At 45.3% G+C, this 25,337-nt stretch carries 23 protein-coding genes and 1 pseudogene; 13 read left to right on the forward strand and 11 right to left on the reverse strand.

The window, feature by feature from the left end:
• A partial coding sequence (locus tag ACLGGO_RS24055) for a hypothetical protein (protein WP_446421178.1) occupies positions 1-219 on the reverse strand: 219 nt, incomplete at its 3' end.
• Between the two features lie 283 nt (positions 220-502).
• On the opposite strand from ACLGGO_RS24055, the gene ACLGGO_RS24060 reads away from it, so the two are divergent.
• From ACLGGO_RS24060 to ACLGGO_RS24070, 3 genes are all read left to right on the forward strand, one after another.
• Complete coding sequence (locus tag ACLGGO_RS24060; protein ID WP_446421204.1) at positions 503-1,657, forward strand: ATP-binding protein; 1,155 nt, start codon at positions 503-505, stop codon at positions 1,655-1,657.
• Between the two features lie 140 nt (positions 1,658-1,797).
• The gene (locus tag ACLGGO_RS24065) at positions 1,798-3,285 is read left to right on the forward strand and encodes a DNA methyltransferase (RefSeq protein ID WP_446421179.1); all 1,488 of its coding nucleotides are present in this window, start codon (positions 1,798-1,800) and stop codon (positions 3,283-3,285) included.
• Positions 3,286-3,299: 14 nt separating this feature from the next.
• Positions 3,300-4,394, forward strand: a complete 1,095-nt coding sequence (locus ACLGGO_RS24070; protein WP_446421180.1) for a hypothetical protein — start codon at positions 3,300-3,302, stop codon at positions 4,392-4,394.
• Positions 4,395-4,655: 261 nt separating this feature from the next.
• Here ACLGGO_RS24070 and ACLGGO_RS24075 read toward each other — a convergent pair whose 3' ends face one another.
• The 3 genes from ACLGGO_RS24075 to ACLGGO_RS24085 all read right to left on the reverse strand — a co-directional run bounded on the left by ACLGGO_RS24075 (position 4,656) and on the right by ACLGGO_RS24085 (position 8,501).
• Positions 4,656-5,684 (reverse strand): aromatic ring-hydroxylating dioxygenase subunit alpha, encoded by a 1,029-nt coding sequence (locus tag ACLGGO_RS24075; RefSeq protein WP_446421181.1) that lies wholly within the window; start codon positions 5,682-5,684, stop codon positions 4,656-4,658.
• A 230-nt stretch (positions 5,685-5,914) separates the two neighbouring features.
• Positions 5,915-6,433, reverse strand: coding sequence for a type IV pilin-like G/H family protein (locus ACLGGO_RS24080; RefSeq protein ID WP_446421182.1), 519 nt, complete (start codon positions 6,431-6,433; stop codon positions 5,915-5,917).
• Between the two features lie 112 nt (positions 6,434-6,545).
• Positions 6,546-8,501 carry an FAD-dependent oxidoreductase gene (locus ACLGGO_RS24085; protein ID WP_446421183.1) on the reverse strand — a complete coding sequence of 652 codons (1,956 nt, stop codon included), beginning with the start codon at positions 8,499-8,501 and terminating at the stop codon, positions 6,546-6,548.
• 106 nt (positions 8,502-8,607) lie between these two features.
• Between ACLGGO_RS24085 and ACLGGO_RS24090 the strand changes: the two are divergent.
• A pseudogene (locus ACLGGO_RS24090) lies at positions 8,608-8,871 on the forward strand (ABC transporter permease); the annotation flags it as partial.
• 29 nt (positions 8,872-8,900) lie between these two features.
• Here the strand turns inward: ACLGGO_RS24090 and ACLGGO_RS24095 are convergent.
• Together ACLGGO_RS24095 and recR are read right to left on the reverse strand one after the other, a co-directional pair.
• Positions 8,901-10,154: an RNA-guided endonuclease InsQ/TnpB family protein gene (locus ACLGGO_RS24095; protein WP_446421184.1), complete on the reverse strand. Its 1,254-nt coding sequence runs from the start codon at positions 10,152-10,154 to the stop codon at positions 8,901-8,903.
• A 315-nt stretch (positions 10,155-10,469) separates the two neighbouring features.
• Positions 10,470-11,102 (reverse strand): recombination mediator RecR, encoded by a 633-nt coding sequence (gene recR, locus ACLGGO_RS24100; RefSeq protein ID WP_446421205.1) that lies wholly within the window; start codon positions 11,100-11,102, stop codon positions 10,470-10,472.
• Positions 11,103-11,254: 152 nt separating this feature from the next.
• Between recR and ACLGGO_RS24105 the strand changes: the two genes are divergently transcribed.
• The 3 genes from ACLGGO_RS24105 (at position 11,255) to ACLGGO_RS24115 (ending at position 15,215) form a co-directional block, all read left to right on the forward strand.
• The gene (locus ACLGGO_RS24105) at positions 11,255-12,538 is read left to right on the forward strand and encodes a valine--pyruvate transaminase (protein WP_446421206.1); all 1,284 of its coding nucleotides are present in this window, start codon (positions 11,255-11,257) and stop codon (positions 12,536-12,538) included.
• An 84-nt stretch (positions 12,539-12,622) separates the two neighbouring features.
• On the forward strand, positions 12,623-13,927 hold the full coding sequence (locus ACLGGO_RS24110) for a glutamate-cysteine ligase family protein (RefSeq protein ID WP_446337946.1): 1,305 nt from the start codon (positions 12,623-12,625) through the stop codon (positions 13,925-13,927).
• Between the two features lie 394 nt (positions 13,928-14,321).
• Positions 14,322-15,215, forward strand: coding sequence for a hypothetical protein (locus ACLGGO_RS24115; protein WP_446421185.1), 894 nt, complete (start codon positions 14,322-14,324; stop codon positions 15,213-15,215).
• Between the two features lie 40 nt (positions 15,216-15,255).
• Here ACLGGO_RS24115 and ACLGGO_RS24120 read toward each other — a convergent pair whose 3' ends face one another.
• Positions 15,256-15,828 (reverse strand): hypothetical protein, encoded by a 573-nt coding sequence (locus ACLGGO_RS24120; RefSeq protein ID WP_446421186.1) that lies wholly within the window; start codon positions 15,826-15,828, stop codon positions 15,256-15,258.
• A 19-nt stretch (positions 15,829-15,847) separates the two neighbouring features.
• Positions 15,848-17,047, reverse strand: a complete 1,200-nt coding sequence (locus ACLGGO_RS24125; protein ID WP_446421187.1) for an ImmA/IrrE family metallo-endopeptidase — start codon at positions 17,045-17,047, stop codon at positions 15,848-15,850.
• 235 nt (positions 17,048-17,282) lie between these two features.
• Between ACLGGO_RS24125 and ACLGGO_RS24130 the strand changes: the two genes are divergently transcribed.
• Both ACLGGO_RS24130 and ACLGGO_RS24135 read left to right on the forward strand, forming a co-directional pair.
• Positions 17,283-17,630 carry a hypothetical protein gene (locus ACLGGO_RS24130; RefSeq protein ID WP_446421188.1) on the forward strand — a complete coding sequence of 116 codons (348 nt, stop codon included), beginning with the start codon at positions 17,283-17,285 and terminating at the stop codon, positions 17,628-17,630.
• A complete protein-coding gene (locus tag ACLGGO_RS24135; protein WP_446421189.1) occupies positions 17,623-18,024 on the forward strand; it encodes a hypothetical protein in 402 nt (133 codons plus the stop codon). Before ACLGGO_RS24130 ends, ACLGGO_RS24135 begins: the two co-directional genes overlap by 8 nt.
• A gap of 117 nt (positions 18,025-18,141) precedes the next feature.
• On the opposite strand, the gene ACLGGO_RS24140 is transcribed toward ACLGGO_RS24135, so the two are convergent.
• Positions 18,142-19,008 carry a shikimate dehydrogenase gene (locus tag ACLGGO_RS24140; RefSeq protein WP_446421190.1) on the reverse strand — a complete coding sequence of 289 codons (867 nt, stop codon included), beginning with the start codon at positions 19,006-19,008 and terminating at the stop codon, positions 18,142-18,144.
• Positions 19,009-19,064: 56 nt separating this feature from the next.
• Entirely contained in the window at positions 19,065-20,150 is a 1,086-nt protein-coding gene (locus ACLGGO_RS24145) for a metal ABC transporter substrate-binding protein (protein ID WP_446421191.1), read from the reverse strand.
• Positions 20,151-20,243: 93 nt separating this feature from the next.
• On the opposite strand from ACLGGO_RS24145, the gene ACLGGO_RS24150 reads away from it, so the two are divergent.
• From ACLGGO_RS24150 to ACLGGO_RS24165, 4 genes are all read left to right on the forward strand, one after another.
• A complete protein-coding gene (locus ACLGGO_RS24150) occupies positions 20,244-21,038 on the forward strand; it encodes a metal ABC transporter ATP-binding protein (RefSeq protein WP_446421192.1) in 795 nt (264 codons plus the stop codon).
• Positions 21,039-21,147: 109 nt separating this feature from the next.
• Positions 21,148-22,035, forward strand: a complete 888-nt coding sequence (locus ACLGGO_RS24155) for a metal ABC transporter permease (protein ID WP_446421193.1) — start codon at positions 21,148-21,150, stop codon at positions 22,033-22,035.
• Between the two features lie 503 nt (positions 22,036-22,538).
• Positions 22,539-22,859: a CU044_2847 family protein gene (locus ACLGGO_RS24160; RefSeq protein WP_446421194.1), complete on the forward strand. Its 321-nt coding sequence runs from the start codon at positions 22,539-22,541 to the stop codon at positions 22,857-22,859.
• A gap of 3 nt (positions 22,860-22,862) precedes the next feature.
• Positions 22,863-24,578: a trypsin-like peptidase domain-containing protein gene (locus ACLGGO_RS24165; RefSeq protein WP_446421195.1), complete on the forward strand. Its 1,716-nt coding sequence runs from the start codon at positions 22,863-22,865 to the stop codon at positions 24,576-24,578.
• A gap of 301 nt (positions 24,579-24,879) precedes the next feature.
• Here ACLGGO_RS24165 and ACLGGO_RS24170 read toward each other — a convergent pair whose 3' ends face one another.
• On the reverse strand, positions 24,880-25,332 hold the full coding sequence (locus ACLGGO_RS24170) for a chemotaxis protein CheW (RefSeq protein WP_446421196.1): 453 nt from the start codon (positions 25,330-25,332) through the stop codon (positions 24,880-24,882).
• Positions 25,333-25,337: the final 5 nt, after the last annotated feature.

Here is a 25,337-nt window from a genome sequence, read left to right on the forward strand (position 1 = left end):
AACTGATAACTGATAACTGATAACTGATAACTGATAACTGATAACTGATAACTGATAACTGATAACTGATAACTGATGACTGATAACTGATAACTGATAACTGATAACTGATGACTGATGACTGATGACTGATAACTGATAACTGATAACTGATAACTGATAACTGATAACTAGACTAAATGAGGTATAATATAAATACTGCTTTTTAAACGCAATCATAAATAAAATGCTGCCTTGACCAATAGATAAATCTTGATAACCTAGACGCCAGTGATGTCATGGAGAAAACAATGAATAGTAACCAATCAGTAAAAAAAAACTCAATGTATCCTCAGACACATTAACCGAAGCCATTAGGGATCATATTCAAAAAGCTCAAGAGCGCTTAACACAGAATCAACCTGAAGTTGAAATTTCACCGGATCAATACTCAATTCAGCTAACTGAGACCGTTGCTGAATTATCAACCACCCTAGAGGAATTACAAGTTGCTGTCGAAGAAATCCAAGAACGGAATCAGGAACTCGCAGCGGCGCATCAAGCCACAGAAGACGAACGCCAACGGTATCAAGAATTATTTGAATTCGCCCCAGACGGCTATGTGATCACCACCGCATCCGGTATAATTCAGGACGCCAACCACGCTGCCGCCACCCTACTGAATATAGAACAGAGGCGTCTAATCGGCAAACCCCTCGGTGTTTTTGTCGCCTCCACTAGCAAATCCACCTTTCTCACTCAGCTAAACCGACTAACCCATTTATCCTCCGCCGACTTTCCCAAAACTCTGCTGTACAGAGACTGGGAACTATTCCTGCAACCGCGCCAAAGCGAACCTTTTCCGGCGGAGATTTCTATCTCTGCTGTTCTCAACCCCCAATCTGAAATCGTGGGATTGCGCTGGTTAATTCGAGACATGAGTTATCGCCATCAGGTAGAAAGCTTACGCCGAGAATTAGAAGCAGAAAAAGAATTAAGCGAACTCAAATCACGCTTTATCCAAACCGTCTCCCACGAATTCCGCACGCCGCTAAATATGATTTACGTTTCCGCGCAACTCCTCGCCCGTTCTCACGACGGCTTGAGTGAGGACAAATGCAATCAGTTGATAAAACGAACCGATAAAGCCGTGCGGCGGATTACTAAAATATTGGATGATGTCCTAGTCTTTAGTAAAGCCAGCGCCGACAAACTCGAATTAAGCCCTACATTAATCGACATAGAGCAATTCTGCCAAAGTGTGGTAGAAGACTATCAAGTCTTAGCAGGTAGCGGTAAAACGATTCACTTTAACTGTCAAAGGAAAAATCATAGTGTTTGCCTGGATGAAAAACTCCTCTATCAGATATTAGGCAACTTATTATCCAACGCGATTAACTATTCCCTACCAGACAGTACCATAGAGTTATCCTTGACCTATGAGGGGAATAATGTATGCTTTCGGATGCAGGATCAAGGGATTGGCATTCCCAGAGAAGACTTATCCCACCTCTTTGACCCCTTCCATCGAGCGAGAAATGTCAGCAACTTACCCGGAACCGGACTAGGATTATCGATAGTACAAAAAGCCGTCGAATTACATGGCGGGACAATTAAAGTAGAGAGTGAAGTTGACGTCGGCACAACATTTACCGTCACCCTACCTTTAAGTTCGTAGTTCGTAGTTCGTAGTTCGTAGTTCGTAGTAAAGGAACCTTAGCCTATCATCGTAACGCCGAAACCATCAAAGCAAACTCCAAATCAAAACTCCCCCACCCCAACTCCAAAACCTGATAAAACCAAACTCAAACAAACCGAGTGTACAAACAACTAACCCTAGAATTTGCCAACAATCCTGAACCATCCCCCCAAAGCATCACTCATCCCAGCGGATATTCAGGCTGGTACAGACTACACAAATACTGGGGCAAAAAACCCCACGAACCCCTCGCCCTAACCATCCAACAACTAACCCAAGAAAACGATATCATCTTAGACCCTTTCGTCGGTTCCGGCACAGCCGCCCGCGAATCCCGGCTGCGGAAACGCCGTTTCATCGGAATAGACATCAACCCCATCGCCACCGAACTCACCAAACTACTCATCTCCCCACCCGATTACCCCCTCATCCGCGATGCCTTCCTATTCCTAGAAAAAACCCTCAAACCCCAAATCAACCAAACCTATCAACTCAAAGATGGAAGAACCGCATCCCACTATCTTTGGCAAAACAACCAATTACGCCAAATTTGGTTATCCGGCAATCGCAGCACCACCCGGTTGGTACTCCCCCCCACACCAGAAGACCTTCAACTCATCCAAACCTTTTCAACCTACAAAAGCAGAATCATTCGTCCCCCTAAATTTTTCGCCAACAGCCGCATAAACGCCTCCCCGCAACTCTCCCTATCCGACCTAATCACAGGTCGCGCCCAACATAACCTGGACTTAATCATAGACCACATTAACCAACTCCCCCAAGCCGCTCAACCCGCGATGAAGCTATGCCTAACCGCAGCATCTGGACAAATGACCAAAATGGTATTCGCTGTTACAGGCAGAGGCAAAACTAACGGGAATCGCTCAAAAAAAATAGAAGTCGGGAGTTGGGTAATTGGCTACTGGCGACCCCCATTACACTTTGAAGTAAACGTTTGGAACTGTTTCGAGCGGCGCGTTACCAAACTCTTAAACGCCATCAAAAACGGTGATCCATTACAAGGCAGCACTATCTGTGAAACTCTCGATCAATTCTATCAAAACAACGCAGAATGTAGCATTATTTGCGCCCCTTGTCAACAAGAACTAAAAAACCTGCCCAAGAAATCAATCAACCTAATTATAACCGATCCCCCACACAGCGATCGCATTCCCTACCTAGAACTCAGTGAACTGTGGAATAGCATCTTAGGAATTGAACCCAACTTTGACTCAGAAATTGTCATCTCCAATGCCAAAGAACGCGCCAAAACCGCCACCCTCTACAATCAAACCATGAGCGCCTTCTTTACCGACTGTTCCGCCATTCTACGAGACGACGGCTTCCTCGTCTTACTTTATAATGCCAGACAACAGGAACACTGGGCATTTATCAAACAACTAATAGATAGCTCAGAACCATCATCAAACCTAAACTACCTCGGACAATTCCCCTGTAATTATTCAGCCCGTTCCGTTGTCCAAGACAACAGAAAAGGGGCTCTTAAGCATGATATTGCCCTAGTTTTCGGCAACCCTAACGCTGATTTAAGCAAGATTTCGCGATTAAAAACCATTCGCGGTTGGTCAGATACTTTTCCAGGTTAGAAAGGATTAACCCAATGGATTTTGATACAGCCCAATCCTGGTTTCGAGACAATCGCATCAGAGAATTATTCCAAACCAATGACGGACTACGTTTTCTTAAGCTACGTTCCTTATCGCGCCGTGAACACTTATACCAATTATTCGCATCCGCCGCTTTAACACCCCAATCCAACTCAGCACGAGATTTATTGAAAGAAGCATTTAATACCGCCTCGATTAATGACACCATTATTAATTCCACCATTCAACAAATTTACGCATCAGAGCGAGAAGCACGTCGTCAACAAGAGCCAGAACTCGTTAATCAACTCTATCGTCTCGATGTTTTTGACTGGGGTGGACTGCATCAAAATAGCCTGGAGAGAACAATTATAGACAACTACGTCAAAAAAATCCATAACTATGATCAACTCTCAAACAGTATCGAGAATGAGCTTCACTATAGTATGCGAGGTTACGTTTTATGTTCATGGTACAATCATTGGACATCAATAATAATTGAAGATATTTTTCGGGATCATGATAAGGTATTACCTGCGGTAAGCTTAATCAAAAAAATAGACTTTTTTATAAATGGTATTCCCTTTGACTTGAAAGTCACTTATTTTCCTGAAGGATACATCAAACAGTGCCGTCGTTCAGAGAACAAGCGTCCAGAACTTACACGGTTGAAACAATGGGCGCGTCAGCATCAAGTCCCATTTAGCACTAATATTCCTGACAGTCAATTGCTCTGCGACTTATGGAAAAAAGCCAGTGATCATCCGTCAGAAGACGCCCAAAGCTTGCTCTCTGAACTCAGCAATTTTAGGCAAAAACTGATTCAAGAAGCAAAGACAAACCCCGATAATCTAATCAAATGGCTTTACGAAAATCAAGGTATCCGTCGATTTGACGCCTCGAATCGCTTGTTCTTAGTTCTCATTGACCCCTCAGATTTCTTTCAATCCTGGAAATTGAAACGCGCCAAACCACTTCTCGACTCTAGAATAACAGCTTACTTAGATAAAATCTCTTCATCTCCCGGACAAACCTTACACTTCACCTGGGAAGGAAAAAACTACACAGTCATATCAGAGGCGATAATTATTACTAAACCGCCAGGATAACGTCGTTCGTAGTAAGGGATGCAAGCCCTATCATCGTAACGCCGACACCATCAACGCAAAATATACATTAAACCTTAAGAAAGGGCGGGTTTTGCCACAAACATTATCAACAAAATTCACAATTCATACCAAATCCGCCTTTATCACCCCCTTTTTCCACGGCGATTGAAATCGCTGCTACACAAACAAAGTCCGCCTGCGCGGACTAGGTTATAACGGGGGTAGCTAACCCGGATTTGATATCAATCCCTAAACCCGCCCCTACAATTCACCCTGCTTACCCATCAACCGTTGCACACTCACCAACGCCCGATTTAACTCATACCCCTTTCGTTCAGGATTCGCCAAATATGCCAGTTGTTCCTCCTCAATCATCTGTACATCCTGACGCACCAATCCATCCAATAACCCCTGTGCTGAACCGAATAAACTATCCTTAATCCACCGTCGAAACCAAATCGGTAACTTATGCAACCGCCAAAATGCATTTAGCGACGTGAAATGAATCAAATAAGCACGAGTTTTCCGCAAATTCACTGGACACAATAAACAGTAAATCTTAAAATCCTGTCCCAAACTTGACACCCAATGGGGATAAACATAACTCACATTCAACGGTTCCGGGTGCAAGCGGCGTAGCGCCGGAAAAAACAACTGAGAAATCGACCAAATTTTATCAATTTTATAATAACTTTTTGCCTGATAATGAGCATCCACCTGATGATCATCTTCATCGATATCCGCCAAAACCGGATCAGCCCAAGCTTGCCAATCCTGATGTAAATGCCCATGATACATATCCATTAAATTTTCAATTAGAAAGGAATAATGGGCATTACAGTCAATCGTGGAAACTGTGGCAATATAATTAAGATGCTCCCACTCTGGTATTCCCATCGGTTGTCGAATTTCCCCAGAGTTATCCCCTGGAAATAGCCAAATAAACCCATCCTTTTCCTGCACCGGATAGGTACGAATTTTACAAGTAGGCAATTTTTGATGCTCAGCTAAATAAGGAACAGATGCACAGTCTCCGGTTGGTTTAAACTGCCATCCGTGATAGACGCATTCCAACAAATCATCTTTAATTTTACCGTGACTTAATTTAACTTCTCGATGAGGACAACGGTTTTCTAGGGCATGAATTTGACCTGTACTATCTCGATAAAGAACAATCTCTTGATGCCAAAGGATTACTCCTAGGGGTTGAGATTTGACTTCATCACTACGGGCGACAACATACCAATGATTTAAATTAATATCGAGTTGGCGAATATCTAAATTTTTCATAATAAGTCATATTTAGTCGTAATTATAATTCAATTTGACAATACCCTATTGGCGTGACACAGCTAACATGGTGGAAGAGAGTTTATGGTTAAATCGGGCGCAAAGCTTTCATTGGTGTCAACTTAAATGTTGATCTGACCCCACCCTAACCCTCCCCTTATCAAGGGGAGGGAACAAGGAACTTGAATGGCTTTAGCGCACGTCGGGAGAGGGCGCACGTCGGTGCGCCCCTACAATATTTCTTCGCGATCAAAATTGGTTAACGCATGAGAACCAAAGGGACATAATACACCAGTTGAAGGAAAAGTCGGTGCAGTTGGAATAACAGGCGCAGACGTGGAAGGTAAATTTGTTTCACAAATCCCACCAATCCCTTTGATAATTTCACCCAATGACAAAATAAAAGCAGCCCCCGCATAACTTTTCAGCCTCGGGTTTTTCGCTTGGGCAATTAAAATCATACCCTGACGCGGATTCTGTGCAGGTAGCATCAGATAACGATAATTCTCTGTTTCCTGGAACCCAGCCAGATTTAATTCGGCTAAGGTTGTGGCAAACTGAGAATAGTCAAGAAAATAATTCAATTGCGCCAAATTTACGGCATTTAAATACTCTTGCACCTCAGCTTGCTGCGCCAAGGCTGCTGCTGTCTGCGGAATGTATGGAGGAGACTCCTGCGCCTTTACTGTTGGCGAGATTCCTGCGAATAAAGTAATCAGTCCTAATTTCGCGATCGCACCTCTAATCATAGCTTGTTCCTCTCCATTGGGGATAGGGGATTGGGATTAGGAAAGTTCGGGTTGGTGGGCATTGCCCACCCTACGGTGTATCAAAGGTTTCTGACAAATGACGAATGACAAATCATATCGAAAAAATCCCCTCTGGATTCACCGATAACAGCGATCGCCGTTGCAATCCTTCTCGGTGTATAATCCCATTAGCCGCCAGGAATCCACTACTCACCGCCCGTTCCATTAAGCCACAGGGAAAGGGCATTTTTACCCAGTCTCCGGCAAAGAAGAGATTCGCCACACCCGAATCCGTTTCTGGGCGTTTCTGATAACTACCTGGCGGATAACCGGAGAAGTTTTTCTGATTCACTAATTCTCGGTGTAACATCGTCGCCGTTTGCAATTGTGGCACTATTTCATAGATTTCCTGTTCAAAGGTAGTTAAGAGAACCTGCTGATTGGGAAACTCGTCTTCCTTATAACAATAAGCATGTAACTCTACCACACTTCCCCCAGTTTTTTCATGCCACTGAATATAATCATCTTGGATGCGGTGATACAGGGCAATACTATCGGTGAGACGATACCCAGAAAGGGAAGTAAAATTACTATGCTCCCAGGCAAAATCTTGATCAAACCAAAATCTGGCAACGGCAAAAGGATCAGCCACGGCTAATTTTTCCACCTGAGTTAATACCTGCTGATTCACATCCCCTTGTGCCAATTTAAACAGATGTTGTACACCGGGAACATCGGTGGCAAAGACATAATAATCTGCCTGAATGGTTTCTGTGGATATCTGGGGTGAATCCGGACTAGGAATTCCCACCAGTTGCACTTCATCCTCCTGGCGTTGCATCAGTTTAAACCGGGGTAAATCCCGTTTCGCAGGTCCGGCAATCACCTGTCCTTGGGAATTATAAACCGCCCCATGGCAAGGACAGAGAAACTGACCATCAGCTTGGGGTTGTACTGTACAGCCTTGATGGGTACAAGTCAGAGAAATGGCTTGGTTGTCTTCTGGAAATAAGGCAAACATGGCATCCCCTGCGCCGTAATAGTCAACGTTAGCTTCTATTTCATCGGTTACCTGATTTTGATTCCGCTTCACCCAAAACGGCACAGGGGTTTGAGCCGTTCCCTGCTGATAACTAAGAGAATGAATCTGTCCATCTTGCCAATTAATGTTACTCACCGTTGCTTCAGTGACAATTTTTCCCTGCTGATTTTGAATGGCTTGGGCAATTGGTTCAACCAAACTCCTACCCATATCTTGGCGCGTCCCATTAAACGCCAATCCTTCCGGATTGCCAAAAAAATAAAAATGGAAAAACTGCATTAATTCTCCCACACTTAACCGATCCGGTGCATTCAGACTGGATTTAGCAAAGGGTAAAAAATACAGATCATAAAGTCCTTGGGGAAACTCACCTTTTATCCAATCAGCCACCGATAATTGATCGAGGCGCTGAAAAGTATCGGGAATTTGGAAGCCACCAATTTCCCGGAAAACCTGCCAATGTTTCAGCTTCGTCAGATTAATCCCCCAACGCCAGCGATTTGAAGACGCGATCGCTAAATCTACCACATTCCAAGGAAACGCTGAACGGCTGGGGCGAAAGACTTCCGGCTGATACTGATTATCCCGGAAAACCACGGAATAAAATTCCAGGGAACGGAAATGATCCTGGATGTCCAACTGAGCCACCAAACGATTCAAATTATAGTAGTGAGGGAAAAAGCCATGGAACCCATGTTCCATCCGCAGGGATTGATCACCCACCTGAATCTGCCAGCTAGCAATCTTACCTCCCAATTGAGGCGATCGCTCTAATAAGGTTACATCAAAACCCCGTTGACTCAACTCATAAGCACAACTAAGCCCCGCCAATCCTGCACCCACAACTACCACAGACTTAGAGTTAGTCAGGTTTCGGGGCAAATCTAGGGTATCTAGCTGAATAATCGTCGGTTGAGGTTTTGCCCAGCGAGAATATCCGATGACACTACCCACCCCGGCGACGCCAATGAGTTTCAGGGCGGTGCGTCGGGAAAGGTAGAATCTGTTTAATTTATCATTGGTCATTGTTTAGGAAACAGGGAACAGAGAACAGGGAATGGGGCGGGCGCGAGTTGCATCTGGGTGAGGCAAGAAACAATAATAGTGAAACCCGCCCCGACAGAAAATTTAAATGAACTATTGGCATGAAACCGTAGCTGTAGCCCAGCGCATTTTAATTGAACTGGGGCGAAGACGCCGCAGTTTGGTGTTTTGGGGGATTTTCCCCATTTCCGTATTATTACTCAATGGTTATATTTTGGCAGAACGCGCCCAATTGTCGATGGCGCAAGCCTTTGAAAATGCCGCCCCCTCGACGTTGGCAGGTGCTGCTTTGTTTTTTAGCTGTCTGGGGGGTACGGTAGCGACGGTGGTGGGAGAACGGGAACAGCAAACCCGTGACATCCTCCGACGATGAATCAAAGATTACATCGTCGGCTTCCCAACCTCACAATTGGGCATTGCTCCCCTACGCCAGTTATCTAGGCACATAACCCCCGACACCTCGACTTGAGAGCCAATTTCTTGCTTCTCCAGAGTCCCTGGATACGTTTCTATTCCACGATTACAGATTTCTTGAGCAGCAGCCACATCACGATCTACTTCATAATGGCACTCAGGACAGTAATGAATTCGGTCTGAGAGTTCCTTTTTGACCGTGATTCGGCAATTCGGGCAAGTCTGAGAAGTTCCCCGATGGTCTACTTCTCCAACAAATACCCCTCGTTTGTTGCCAACAAACTTGAGGATAGAGCGAAACTGCCCAAACCCTGCATCAATCGTATGCTTACCTAAAAAGCCCTTTGCCATAGTGCGGAAATCAATGTCTTCAACAAAGATAGTATCCGCCATAGCACAGAGTTTATGGGCAAGCTTAAATTGATAATCCTTTCGCTTGAAAGCAATGTGGTTATGCTGTTTCTCTACCTTTCTCCTGGCTTGATCATAATTTTTAGAGCGCTTTTGTTTCTTTGCCAACCGACGTTGTAGCACTTTCAGCCGACGGTACTCGGTTTTGAAGAATTTGCGCCCAGGCTCAACAAAGCCGTCACTGGTTGCCAGGTAAGAGAGCAGTCCCACATCAACCCCAATAGCATGACCATGAGGGAAGGGTTTTGGAATCTCAATTTCTGAGTACAAAGTGATCACAACAAACAATCCCATTGCCTTTTTAACAACCCGTACTTGTTTAACTATAAAGCCATCAGGAACAGGTCGATGCAAGTTAATTTCCACCTTCCCTAACTTCGGTAGTTGGATCTGCCAGCCTGTGATTGGGTTAGTCTTGAATTGCGGGAATAGCAGCGACTTCACTTGTCCCACTTTCTTGAAGCGAGGGAAACCATACCCTCTTTGTCTAAAGAAGTCCCAAGCATCATGCAACCTTCTGATGTTGGTTTGCAAAACTTGGGAAGGAACTGATTTGAGTCGCGGAAATTCCTGCTTAGCTTTAGGCAAATTGTTTTGTTGTTGGTGGTAACTGGGAAAGGGATAATTTGCACTCATAATGTACTCAGACTCCAAACTACACCTATCTATTGGACACTTTCTAGAAGCCATCCAATCCTTGAGTTCCCGCAATGCGTAGTTGTAGGACACCCGCAACGTTTCCAACCACTCATCGAGGAGTTGGGTTTGTTGTTGGTCGGGCTTGATTCGGTAGGTGTAGTTGAGAAGCATAATTAGATTCTACCACATCTATTTCAAGTGGTAAATGTCGAGTTCAGGGGTATCGAACCCCCTCAATTGACTTGAGGAGTGAAGGCATCCCAACGCTTGCGTCAGAGATTATGGCGTGGGACTTATAGCTCCTCAAACTCCTCATTAGTTAAACGTCTGTTCATCTCACCCTTAAGTGGCATATCCTACTTTCTAGGTAGGGCTTGCTTTCTTTTTGAGCTTAAGTTAACACCAATAACTGATGTGCGCCCTTTACCAACGTGCGCTTTTCCCTTTTCCCCGTTCCCCGTTCCCTGTTAAGAGTTCCCTCACCAATTAATCCAACTCCCGCCGCCCTTCCAACGCCCGTGCTAATGTCACCTCATCAGCATATTCCAAATCTCCACCCATGGGTAAACCAAAAGCAATTCGAGTCACCTTAGTAAATGGTTTCAACAGTTGACCAACATACAGCGTTGTCGTTTCCCCTTCCACACTCGGACTAATCGCTAAAATCACCTCTTGAATCTTATGCTGGCTAACGCGGCGCACCAGTTGTTCAACGTGCAATTGTTCTGGACCAATTCCATCCATGGGAGAAATCACCCCACCGAGAACATGATAATTTCCCCGATACTCCCGTGTTTTCTCCAACGCAATCACATCACGGGAATCCGCCACCACACAGAGAGTCGTTTTATCCCGATTCGGATTACGACAGATATCACAAACGGATTCAGCCGACAGGTGAAAGCAAACCTGACATAAGCCAATCTGCTTTTTTGCCTCAATTAAAGCCTGCGCCAGGGCTTTGACTTCATCCTCTGAGCGCTTAATAATATGTAATGCCAATCGTTGAGCAGTCTTGGGACCCACTCCAGGTAAGCGTTGTAGTTGCTCGATCAGTCGAGCTAGGGGGCGTGTGTAAACCGTGGTTTTTCTCCCAGTCTGTGCGTTTACCTTACCTATAGTAAGCTTTCAAGTTGAGAAAAGGATGGGGAATGGGGGGAGTCGAGTTGTGCAATTTGCGGTTAAATAAGTACAGTCCCCAGCGAATCAGCAAATTTGACTCAATTCGCGGCAAAGTAAGTTAACCTCTGTAAAGAGTGCGATCGCGCATGATGGAACCGTCTCTCACTCAATTCGGTACTCAGATGTCCAACCTGACGGGCGTCCGGGCTATTATGAAAGATATTATTGAAACGTTACGAGCAGGTCAGGGACAGGATTTTATTAATCTCAGTGCGGGAAATCCGGTGATTTTGCCGGAGGTGGAACAACTGTGGCGAGACTGTACCGCCCAACTCTTGGCAAGTCCCGAATACGGTGAAGTGGTTTGCCGCTATGGGTCATCTCAAGGATACCAGCCATTGATTGACGCGATCGCACGGGATTTCAATCAGCGTTATGGGTTAAGCCTAACTGAACGTAATATCTTAATTACTCCCGGTTCTCAATCCATTTACTTCTATGGGGCGAATGCCTTTGGCGGTTATACCCAAGCCGGTGAGTTAAAACAAATTGTTCTCCCCCTGAGTCCCGATTATACCGGGTATGGCGGCGTCAGCTTAACCCCAGAAGCGGTAATTGCTTACAAACCCAGCCTGGATATTGATGAAGCGGCGCATCGCTATAAATATCGTCCCGACTTCAGCCAATTGAAAATTAACCAAACGACAGGATGTGTAATATTTTCTCGTCCCTGTAATCCCACAGGTAATGTTCTCAGTGATAACGAAGTGCGAAAAATTGCCGAACTCGCCGCACCTGATCATGTGCCGGTGTTCATTGACTCGGCGTATGCGCCGCCATTTCCGGCATTAAATTTCACCGAAATGACACCAATTTTTGGTGATAATATTATCCATTGCCTGAGTTTATCCAAAGCCGGATTACCCGGAGAACGGATTGGCGTCGCTATTGGTGATCCGAACCTGATTGGTATCTTGGAATCTTTCCAGACGAATCTGTGCATCCATTCCTCCCGCTACGGACAAGCGATCGCAGCACGGGCGATTAATTCTGGCGCATTGGCTGAGATTTCTGTTAATGTGATTCGTCCTTATTATCAACACAAGTTTGCCGTCTTAGAAACAGCGCTGAACCAATTTATGCCCAAGGAGTTACCTTGGTTTTTACATCGAGGTGAAGGCGCGATTTTTGCCTGGTTGTGGTTAAAAGATTTACCGATAACCGATTGGGACTTTTATCAACACTTAAAGCAGGTGGGGGTAATCGTCGTTCCCGGAAATACCTTTTTTCCTGGATTACGGGAAGAGTGGGAACACAAGCATCAGTGCATTCGGATTAGTCTCACCGCCAGCGATCGCGAATTAGAAACCGCCATGCAACGGTTAGTTCAAGTGACACAAAAGGTGTATCAGCAAGCCGTGGTGGATGTTTAAGGCTCGTTCCTAGGCTTTGCCTGGGAATGCTCTTGGGGAGGCTCTGCCTCCTTTGAATAACCCCGTAACCCTGACCACTATACCATGAAACTAAGCAAACGTCGCATCGGTTTAGAACAAGAATTTTTCCTCGTAGACGAAGCGGGGATGTTTTCCAATCGTGCGGATGAATTCTTACAGAATTGTCGTCAAGAAGCCGAAGCCATTGGTCTGAATCCAGATTATTTTATGCCAGAGTGGGTGAAGGGAATAATAGAAATTAATACCCCTCCTGCCCATACTCCCACAGAATTAGCAACAGCCTATATAAAGAATTTACAACTGGTATTACAGGTGGGGCAAAAGATGCATCTGCGGCTTTATCCCCTATCCAGCTATCCGTTACATTTAATTCCCGTCATTCGAGATAAATTAAGCTATCATGTCCAGGTTCGCACCGTTGGCTATGACCGATTTTTGAATGCCGGTAAATGTACGGGGACACATTTACATTTAGAAGTACCGCCAGGAGTTATTGATTCCCGCGTCGGTGTTTCTTACAACAGCAGCGCCGCCGAACGCGAGGAACTAATTAATATTTATAATTTAGCCACAGCATTAGATTCCGCACTCATTGCCTTGGGACGCGCCTGTCCCTTTTATGAAGGAGAAGCTACGGGGCTTGCCTATCACATTGTCCGCTATCGTGGGAGTGACCGATTTGGCTGGGAAGGGGTTTACACTAACTTACAATCTGTCGGCGGTTTAATGCCTTATGCGGATTCTGTGGAACGTTTAGTTGAGTTGCAATTTGAACGCTATTATGCATGGCTAGCCGCGATGGATCAGGCTGGAGTTGAGCGAAATTTGTTTACTGAGGGCGGCGGAAATTTACTAAAAGCGGGTTGGAATCCGGTTCGGCTTAATGCATTAGGAACAGTGGAACTAAGGGGAATTGATAGTAACTATCCAGACGTGATTTTGACAATTATCAGATTAGTTTACAATGCAGCTCGGCGAGTTAGACAGGAAGGAATAATAGTTAGACCTGCTCAAGGCGTTCATACCTTTGAGTTACGAGGGGATTGGCTATTTGTGCCAGATTTTGACTATCTTAATGGGGAATTGTTATTTGCCGCTGTGACGGAGGGGGTGAAGAGTTCTAAGGTTACGGCTTATCTGGATTCTATTTTAGAGTTTGCCATTCAAGATGGCAGTGAGGGAATTAATTACCTGGAAAAGTTGAAATCAGATTGGGGTGAATATCAAACAACAGAAGCAGAAATTTTGCAACAATTTGCCCCCGCAGGCGCTCAACTAGAAAAGGAGGAAGGGTTGCGGCTGGTGCGCGAAGCTTGCGATGAGTTAGAAGCACAGGTTGCATCTTTTTCGCAAAAGTATTCTGTTTAGGTCAAATCTGGTTCAGGTTTAATTATAATTGGGGTAAAAATTAATGAAGACTGAGCCAGTTCGCCAAAGTTTTGAAAATACAGCGATTTTGCTAAATATCTAGCGGAAGATATTCCGGCATCCGTTGAAAACTAATTAAAATGGGGAAAGAAAGCTTTTGAGGAGGCGATTGAAATCGCTGCTACACAAACAAAGTCCGCCTGCGCGGACTAGGTTATAACGGGGGTAGCTAACCCGGATTTGGTATTTGATATCGGCTGTACTATTCTCCTTATAAGAAATAACGGATCAGTTTCGCGGCGTGAATTACTGAGCTCAAAGTGGGTGTGACACTCCTGATTCCCAAAAGTAATGATGAGAGTAGTAGATGTAGCCAAGTGTCTTGAGAATTGTCATGAAAACTGCCACATTAGAACGTTCAAAGGGACGCTTAAGTTCAGCATTAAACCCGATAAAGCGGTTAACCAAAGGAGACTTCACGCAGCGGTTTGGTCGTTTCCTCCTCTGTCGGAGAATATATAGTCTTCTCCAAGCTAGGCGACAGCGCCTAAATCCCGATTTCTATAAAAAACGCCTGAAGATTGCTTCCGATTCAATGTTTGACGGTGTTTCCCTAGATAGATGTGTCCAACAACTCCGTCATGAAGGAGTAGGATTTGGTCTGCATTTATCGCCGTCAATGGTAAAAGAAATCTATCAATATGCCATTCAAACACCTTGTATTGAACCTGAGTCTGACGACGAGTTTTTCATCGAAGAGGTAATTAGAAATGGTCGCAGGCGAGGTGAGCATCCAGTGCTGCGTGCCTTGGTGCGTGATGCAATGGATTGCGAAGCCATTCAAAAAATTACCCAAGATCCTCTGCTGTTGCAAATCGTTAAGGACTATCTGGGGTATTGGCCCAACCAAATTACCCAGCATCTGACTTGGAGTTTAGTTTCAGCTCTGAGAGAACCGGAAATTAGACAGAGTTATCCACCCACTAATTTTCACTATGATATCGCTGGGTACAACTTTATGACCGCCTATTTTTATATCACCGATGTGAATGCTGATTCTGGCGCTCACGTTATGATCAAAGGCTCTCATCAGAAAAAGCCACTTTACATGACCTTTTCTGCGGGTCGTCAGTCGGACAAGGCTGTGCTTAATTATTACGGGCAAGACAATAAACTGATCATTGAAGGAGAAAGTGGATTTGGTTTTGTTCAAGATCCTTCCTGCATTCACCGAGTCATTTCTCCAGTTAAAGCAGATAGACTACTGCTGCAAATCCGGTATTCTTAGACCCTATCAAACAAAAACCATGTATTTAGATTACAGAATCTCATTCCTCTAAAGCGTCTGGCTCAGTCAAAGCAGCTTGCCACCAACTTAGTAAAGGATGGTTTTTAGGCGGTAAATATCGTCCCTTGACCCGAATTGCTTTGAGTGCATCTCGTAATATTGAAGCATCAAGAGCGACTTTCTCTGACCAATGCTTAATTATCTCTGGAGTTGATATAATTTGAAGCTGCGAGATCTCCCGTTGAATAAACGAGATTGCTCTCTTATCGTCAGTTACTATTGCCCATCCTCGGTGAGACGCGATCGCACAGCAGGCAGATTCTCCATCATCGCCCAGTTCAAAAACATAGTTGACAAATGATGTCTCCTCTGGTTCTGATTTAAAGTCCACCACAATCAGTACACCCTGGGCAATGGCAGCCTCGAACTGAGTCGCTCCCTCGTTCTCTTCATTCTCAAGGCGTTGCAGTGTATTCAATTCCCGCTCTAGCACAACCTGGGGAACTGCAACTTGAGCCGGAATAGCCTGCAAAATTTCCAAAAGATGACCTGATGCACTAAAGTTTAAAATGCAGCAGGCGTCAAGAAGAATGTGGGAGTGAACAATTTGCATAAGTTGATCTAACCTTCCATCATTCCTGCCCTTGGCGTAAATCTAAATCAGTCGCTTCTTCCAATATTCCACTGGAATACTCTCGCAATACTTCTGCAAGGTGACGAGCTTCAAGGCGATCAACATGAAGAAAATCAGCGAAGCGCCCTTCAGTAATCAACCCCTGATCAAATGCTTCAATGGCAAGATGTTGGTAATGGACTGGCATCCTATCAGTACGTTGGGGGATTTCTTCTAAGCCAAGTTCCTCCTGTACTTTTCTGACTTTCAATCCGCGATCGCTTAATCGATCCCATGTTCCAGATGGCAGCAGTTCCATCTCCTCTAACCGATAAATCAGCGCTTGCACAGATACGCCGTAGTAATGAGCTAAAGTAAATAAATTGGTTGGAGTGAACTTACCATTGGCGCGGTACATATCGTTAAATCGTTTAAGTAAGCCACTTGTCGGCATCAGGAAATATTTGGGGAAGGCTTCGGCGAGTCGTTCACTTTCTGGCATTCTCTTGTACTGTCCCTCAAAGTCAAGTACAGGCTTGCGTCGATGAGCAAGAAAATGAAGATATCCGTGAGCTAATGACCAACGTCGCCGTTCTTCGGGGTGATGAGCATTAATTGCCATACAGCCACCCCGTTGCTCGTCGTAACTATAGATTTCTGAGTATTTTGGTGGCATCTTTAAGTAAAAGATGCGGAGTCCTACACTCTGCTCTAAGATGTCTCGAAGCAGAGGAATGGGCCCATCTCCAAGACCGAGGCGTTGGCGTTCTTCAACAGCAATACTCTCCGCCGCCCGCTCTATTGGCATACCACTCAGATGGTATTCACGAGGATAGTTTCGCGGGAGTGGTGCATCCATAATCTCTTCAAGCTCCAGATAATTCTGGCACAACTCCTCTAGGAGTCGAATGACAGGTTCAATCTGCGACTCTTCCACTTCATTCCGTCGGTAGGCGGCTCGGAATTGAACCTCGAACGGTTGCGCCACTGGAGGTTGGCGCACAAAGTCGCTGACAGCTCGTCCGTAAGCACGGGCAAGTTTGATCAGTTCATTGGGCTGAAGACGGCGCTCTCCTTTCTCAATCGCAACCATAGTGGTACGCGCTGCATTGATGACGTTAGCTGCATCCGCTTGGGTCATGCCACATTGATTACGTGCTTGTTGAAGGAGTTCCCCCAATCTGTGGGTATCGATTTTGTCAAGGATGTTGTTCGTCATGGCAAGAGTCCCTCAACGTTGTGGAGTGACAGATTTGACATTGTTAGATCATTAATCTAACAATGTCAATCATTAAGTTGCATTTTTGGCTTCTAATGTCAGGTTAGGGCGGTGGCAATTAACGGCGGATAAACCCATGAGCGCGATCGCTCTTTCAATGCATTCACAATATAATGATTTGCAGCAAGACCCTTACTTGAGTCGGAGAAAGTAGCAGAGATATGAGTGAGCAATAATGGCAGAAGACGAGTCTATCTCCGATCCATTTTGGGAAAATCTTCTCGAAGGATATACTGAAGCCGAAGCCGCAGAAATTCAACAGTATTTGAATGAGTGGGATGCTTCTACCTATATCAGTGTAGCTCAGAGTATCTTAGACCACGCTGCTAGAAAAGGTATTGAACCGTTGAAATATCTCCGGAAAGCCCATAATTTTAATAAGAAAGGAGCCATTAGGATTCCGAAAATAGGCTATCGTTGGGATGCTTCAGCCGTATATCGCAAAGGAAATGAATATTTGATTGTTAGACCTGACAAATTTGGTACTGAAAAAATTGTAACCTATGGAGTTAACGATGAGTGAAGCTGTTTTAAATGATAAAGAAGCAACTAAAAATCATATTGTACATTTGTTAGATGAGCTAAAAATAGTCTATCAAAATACTCAAAGAGATCGAAAAAAAATTGTGGCTAATTTTCGTCCATCTAATGAAGAGTTTTCCCTGTTAGAGGAAATTGAACTGTTAACGGTCACTCTTCGGGGTTATGCCAATCAAATTCAGGTGCAAGGGTGGATTACAAATGAAACCAAGGCAATTGAGCAATTGCGAGAAATGAGAGTTTTTAGGATACCTGTTATCGTCCAGTTTTACTTTGGTAGTAATGGTAAGTATGAGCAAATGAAGGGTTATATTATAATGTTGGATTACTTGCGTTTACTGATGTTGGAATATCTACAGTATGAGCATGTCAATTAACCGCCTTTGATTTAATTAAGGATAAAATCAGAAAAAACGTTAATTCTGGGGATTGGGTGAAATATGGGTAGAGGCGTTTGCCGTTGGTGTCAACAGTTAATTTCCCATATTTCACCCCTACGAGGAAAAAATTTGTTGCAGGGATTCTCGCATAATTTCAACAGGTGGTGTTTGTTTTAACCAAATTTCTAAGGCGGCTGCACCTTGTTGCACTAACATTTCTAAGCCGTCAATGGGAATCGCGCCTTGTTGTTTAGCTTGTCGCAAAAACTTTGTGGGATTTGGGGTGTAAATTAAATCATACGCGATCGCGCCCTTGGGCAATCCCTGGATTATTTCTTCATCCACAGGGGATTGATCGATATGAGGAGACATCCCCACAGGCGTTGTATTCACCAGTAAATCGGCTTGTTGTAGTAATTGTGCCATTTCCTCCCAGGGATAAGCCTGTAGAATCTTAGACAAGGGAGTATCTGCCCAACTTTGCTGAAACTGACTTAACTTATAGGGATTACGACCCACAACCCAAATCTCAGGACAACCCAACTGCATACAACCCACGACAACAGCGCGTGCTGCACCGCCATAGCCTAATACTACCGCCTTGGTTTGATGCCAATCTCGCTTATATTGATTCAGGGGTGCGATAAACCCTAAGACATCTGTATTCGTCCCACTCCACCCTTTATCAGTACGCCAAACGGTGTTCACCGCACCCACGAGTTGGGCGATATCGGATACCTCCGATAACAGGGGGATAATGGCTTGCTTATGAGGAATCGTGATATTAAAGCCTTGCAAACCCATCGCCGCAAACCCCGCCACGGCGACATCTAAATCCTCCGGTTTAACAGGTAGAGGGAGATAGACATAATCCACACCCAACTGTGCGATCGCGCAATTGTGCATAATTGGTGATAGAGAATGCTCCACCGGATGACCAATTACGCCCAAGAGTTTAGTTGTCCCTGTAATCTGTTGCATTCTGTTATTTTATCAGCCCCTGATCTACTGCGAAAATTTATTATCTTTAGTTAACATTAATTGCCCCCATTTAAAAAAGCTTGATAATCGCCCCCCAATGCTTCTACAATGGTGCGAGTATTAGTAATCAGCATTTTGACATAAGTATCCGCTTCACTTCCGGGTGCGCCGAGGGAATCAGAATAAAGTTCGGATGGTGGTAATTTGACTCCCGCTTCTGCTGCAACCGTTTTAATCAGGGCGGAGTTAATCGTGGTTTCGGCAAAAATAGCGGGAACGCCTGCTTCTTTTACCGCATCGGATAGGGTTTTCACGGTTTGGGCGCTGGGTTGTTCTTCGGTGCTAATACCAATCAGAGTACCAATTACTTCTAATCCATAGGCTTGAGCATAATATTGAAAGGCGTCATGGGTGGTTACAAGTTTACGCTGATTAGCAGGTATGGTTTGAATCTGTTGAGTAATCCACGTATCAACCCGTTCCAATTCAGCCGTGAGTTTGGCGGCGTTGGCGGTAAATTTGTCTTTGTCTTCCGGTGAAAGTTCAATTAAGCGATCGCGTATCGCATTAACCATTTTAATCCCATGATCTGCATCTCCCCAAACATGAGGATCGGGTTCCTTTTTTCCCTGATACTCAAAATCTAATGGCGTTACAACTTCCCCAACAGCAAAGGTTTTGGCATTTACCCCCGCCGACTGCATAAGTTTAATCAGTCCCGGTTCTAAGTTATAACCGTTGTAGAGAATTAGATCCGCTTGTTCTAAGGCAATTGTATCAGCGGGTACGGGTTCGTAAATGTGAGGATCAGCACCGGGTTCGAGGATTCCAGTTAGTTCAATCTCATCTCCCCCGACTTGTTCTGTCCAGTCGGCGATAATGGTACTTGTGGCGACAACGTTAGGTTTGTCCTCTGCATCGGTTCCTGAAAGATTTGGATTTGTCGCCTCACAGCCACTGATCCAAAGTCCCAGAATCACCCCAGCTAATTTAAGTATGCCACGGTTGTAGGTTGGGTTTCGTTCCTCAACCCAACTAACGTTATCAGTCGAACCCGCCCCTACATCTGTACACCCCTGCACCCTTGCACCTCTGCATCCCTGCAACTGAGTTCTACCCTGCGAGTGAGTAATTACGTTCATTTAGTTTATATATTGATTCTCATATTGTTTTCATTTTTGAGGATACAATATTTTCATAATTGTTTCATTTTTTAAAATCTCTCTGGTTTGATCATGTCAATGGTTATCTTGAATAGCAACAACCACAACCCCCAGCGCGATCGCGCCATCGTCCGCCAGGAACCCCTGAGGATTGGACACCTTAGCGTGCAGTACCGCCTCGTCGAAGCGCTAAAGGATATCACCTGTCAGATTCAACCGGGGCGACTGACAGGGATTATTGGTCCCAATGGCGCGGGAAAAAGTACGCTGATGAAAGCGATGCTGGGGTTAGTTCAGACAAGCTGTGGTACAGCGATGTATCAGGGGAAACCCATGATGGATCAATTAGACAGAGTAGCTTATGTACCCCAGCGATCGCAGATTGATTGGACCTACCCCGCAACGGTGTGGGATGTGGTATTAATGGGGCGGATACGCAAGACGGGATGGTTTCGGCGTTTCTCCAGCGTATCCCGACGCATCGCCGCCCAATCGTTAGCGCGGGTGGGTATGAGTGAATTTCGCGATCGCCCCATCGGTCAATTATCGGGGGGACAGCAGCAGCGCGTCTTTCTCGCCAAGGCGTTAGCTGAACAAGCCGATATTTTCTGTTTTGACGAACCCATGGCGGGAATCGATAAAAAAACCGAAGCCGTTATTTTTGAGATTCTCCACGAGTTAGCCGATTCCGGGAAAACCGTGTTAGTGGTTCATCATGATTTAGGGGAAGCGATTACAAATTTTGATGATTTAATTTTATTGAATCGGGAATTAATTGCCTCAGGTTCCCGCCACCAGGTAATGCAGGCAAATAACCTACAACATGCTTATGGGGGTCAAGTCGTATTTTTCTCAGACGCTGCTTAATGTTTGAAGTCTGTAGGGGCGGGTTTCACCATTATTATTACTGTTTCACCCATAAGTAACTCGCGCCCGCCCCGACCATTTTACGAATGACATAAACAAATGACAAATCATGCTTGACCTTTTAATTGAACCTTTGCAATACAGCTTTATGCAGCGATCGCTAATGACAGCCGTCTTAGTGGGAATCGTCTGCGCCTCGGTGGGAAGTTACCTCATGGTACAACGCCTCGCCTTACTCGGTGACGCGATTAGTCATTCTGTGTTACCGGGATTAGCGATCGCCTATATCGTGGGCGTGGATATCTTTCTAGGGGCGTTTTTGGCAGGTATTGTCAGTACAATCGTGATTACCTGGATCAGGACGCGATCGCAGATTAAAGAAGATGCGGCGATGGGAATTGTCTTTTCCGCCTTCTTTGCCCTCGGTATTACTTTAATCACAGTTATTCAAAAAGACAATAAGATTGACCTAAATCACTTTTTATTTGGTAATATCCTCAGTGTTACGGGAAAGGAAGTGATTAATACAGCGATTATTACCGCTATTGTCCTAGCCATTGTTTTATTGCTGTATAAAGAATTGATGTTTTATACCTTTGACCCTGTGGGTGCAAAAGCGGCGGGATTACCAACAAACTTGCTCAACTTTGGTTTAATGATTTTGATTGCCCTAACAATTGTAGCCAGTCTCAAAGCGGTTGGGGTAATTTTGGTCTTAGCCATGCTAATTACACCAGGGGCGACGGCTTATTTATTGGTGACAAGGTTACACCAGATGATGCTTTTAGGTTCAGGAATTGGCGTAGTTGCCAGTATCAGTGGTATGTATTTGAGCTATTTTTTCAACTTACCGTCAGGTCCTGCTATTGTATTAGTCACGTTTGGATTTTTTATGCTGGCGTTTTTATTTAGTCCGAGTCAGGGAGTTTTGACCCATCCAAGAGTTCAGTCTAATCAGTCACAGATTTGGCGGGAAATTAAGGGATTATGGCGATGAAATGAGTCACGCTCCAGTCATACCAAATCCGGGGAACGCTATCCCTGTTATAACCCAGTCCGCGCAGGCGGACTTTGTTTGTGTAGCAGCGATTTCAATCGCCTCCTCTTGCATGGGGTGATCAAGGCGGATTTGGTATCAGCCCTCAACTAAAGTTGGGGCTAAAAGCTTAAACCCGTTTAAACGGGTTCAAATACTTCACTAAATCAGGAACTCGCCACTGTCTTAAACAATGGCACTGAAAAGCGTGTATTTTCGGATCGACGAAACCTTGATATACCGTAGTACATCGGCAAGGTTAAAATTGTGGGTAAAATTTTTCTGGATAGCTACTCTCATAAGGGTTTGGCGAAAATACTTGACCAACGTTTTAACCTTGCCAGTGTAGTAGGGTGGGCAATGCCCACCAGAATACGAGGAGCGTGCCATTCATCTTAAGATAGGAATAACAAGTTTGTAGTCAGGGAACCTTAGCCCTTACATTTCCCATTGAGGAGAATGAAATGACCTTTGCCGAATCCCGTAGTGACACCGTTCCAGTTCAGCTTCCCAATGGGGCGATCGCGAAATTTGAGGTGACAACGACAGGGCGAGAAGATGTCAGCTTTGACGCCAAGCAGTTTCAGCCCGTGGCTGATGCGATCGAGGGGGTGGTGCAGATGATCGCCGCACCCCTGAAAAAAGCGAAACCCAAGAAGGCGACGGTAAAATTTGGCATGGAAATGGCGATCGAGGCTGGACAATTGACGGCGGTGATTGTCAAAGGATCGGGTAAAGCGAATCTGGAAATCACGTTGGAATGGGAAGCTCAACCTAAACCGTAAACCATGAGTCTGCTAGAGATAGAGAATCTGTTGCAACAATGCACGGTGAAGCTCTCCCTTCCCGGAGGTTGGGGGACAGGCTTTTTTGTGGCTCCAGAATGGATTCTCACCTGCGCTCATGTGGTGAAAATGGCAGAGGGTGAACTGATTCAGGTACGCTGGCAGATGCAGGAGAAGTGGTCACAGGCGGTGGTAGAGGAATTGCTCGCTGATCCTTATGATTTAGCGCTGTTGCGGGTGACGCTTCCTACTGATGCCAATCCGCCTTGTGTGTATTTGGATGGGGAGATTAAATCCCGCGATCCGCTCCATCTGTTTGGCTATCCTGATCAAGAGTTTGACAATGGTTCTCCGGCAACGTTTAACTGTGAAGGCTTAACCGGAGATGAGCCAGGATTAATTAAGTTTAAATTGGGACAGGTGCGACCAGGGATGAGTGGCGCACCGTTGCTGAATCAGCGAACAGGTAAGGTTTGTGGGATTGTTAAGTTTACCCGCGATCGCTCGTTTGATTTGGGCGGTGGCGCTGTACCAACTACGGCGATTTTGGAACAGTTGCCCCAATTGCGAGAGTTTCAGAGGGAGTTTCATCAACAGGATCGCCGCTGGCGGGATTTAGTTCTAAAGCAGACTGAAATCGATTTTCAGCCCTATTTAACGGCAATTACCACTAAGTATGAGAAGTGGTGGCAGCTTTACACATTAACCGATGCCGAAAGCAAACAACGGCAATCTCAGGACGTGACACCGATTTTTGACTTTGGGTTGATCGTGCAGAGGGTGAAAAAGGAGGAGCGAGAACAGCCACAGGAAAAGAAGGTTGAGCGGTTCTCGGTGCTGGAAGGGCTTCGCAAGTATGCCCAGGAGCAGGTTTTGTTAGTTGGGCGTCCCGGATCAGGAAAGTCTACGGCGTTAGCACGGTTACTCTTGGAAGAGGCGACGACTCAGAAATCAGAGTTTTTGAACAACTCCGACTTCTCACTCTGCACTCAGGAAGCCCTCACCCCCAGCCCCTCTCCCAATTCTGGGAGAGGGGAGTCAACCCGAATTCCGGTGTTGGTGGAACTGCGTTACTGGCAAGGTTCAATCACCCAATTAATTCTCAATGCCTTTACTCGCCATGAACTCCCCTTAACGGCGGCACAACTGGAAACCGTGTTGTCATACTCCCTCATCCTTTTTGATGGGGTGAATGAGTTACCGTCAGAGGAAGCGCGATCGCAGCTTTCGGATTTTCGCCGCAACCATCCCAAAGTGCCAATGATCTTCACCACACGGGATTTGAGCCTGGGGGGAGATTTAGGGATTGAGCAGAAATTGGAAATGCAGCCGCTCACCCCAGAGCAAATGCAGGCGTTTATCCGTGCCTACTTGCCAGAACAAGCCGAGGAAATGCTGCGCCAACTGGGTGAGCGCTTGCGAGAGTTTGGGCAAACCCCTTTACTGCTGTGGATGTTGTGTGACTTGTTTGGGGAGACTCAGACAATTCCAGAGAATTTGGGGTTGGTGTTTCGGTTATTTACTCAGGGGTATGAGCGCAACCTGAAACAGGATGTGGTGATTGAGAGCGATCGCGACTGGTGGAAATCGGTGCTGCAACAGTTGGCGTGGGTAAAAATGCTTTTAGGAGCATCCTCGCTATCCAAGAGAACTGCAAGTTCTATAACTACGAAATTTGGCAGGAAACCCTATCTAGGGGATGACGAGGTGACGGGGTGATGGGGATACGTTAGGACATTCCCCTGTTGCCTTTTCACCCAGAAACACGACATTTCAACTTCTGATACCAAATCCGGGTTAGCCACCCCCTTTATAATCTAGTCCGCGCAGGCGGACTTTGTTTGTGTAGCTGCGACTTCCTCCTCGCCAGGGCAAAAAGGGGGTTTCTTTTATTCTGTCCACCTAATTAATAGGGCATGGCAATGCCATGCCCCTACAACGAATTGATGCGGTAGGGGCACGATATTATCGTGCCCTGATCTAGCGCCCCGACTGTGCTTTACGGAACAGCTTATTTCCGCTATCCAACTGGATTCAAGAGTTGCTGCAAATCTAACATAAAAATTGTGGTCGTAACCTCCTCATCAGAGATAATTGCGGCATGACTAACCATCTGCAACTGACGGTTAGATTGAGGTAATTGGTGGATCATATCCCGGCTTAATTCAACTAAATTTGGCGGTTCATCGACGATAATGCCACAGAGTTCCCTAGCTAGAGGACGGGTAATCACTAAAAATGATTGGCGATCGGGTACAGTAGAGACCAAAGATGGACTGTCTCTATCAGCATTTAACTGCTGATGCAAATCCACGATCCGAATCGTATGATTCCCGATTTGAACTAATCCCATGGCATTCCAGCCACTGGCAGTTGGTGGAGTGTTGATTACTTTTAACACATTATCCATTGGCAGTGACATGAGACAGTCGCTAATCTTAAATACGATATATTTCTCTAATTCATGGTTCATGGTTC

The organism is Coleofasciculus sp. (assembly GCF_046565525.1).
GTDB lineage: Bacteria > Cyanobacteriota > Cyanobacteriia > Cyanobacteriales > Coleofasciculaceae > Coleofasciculus.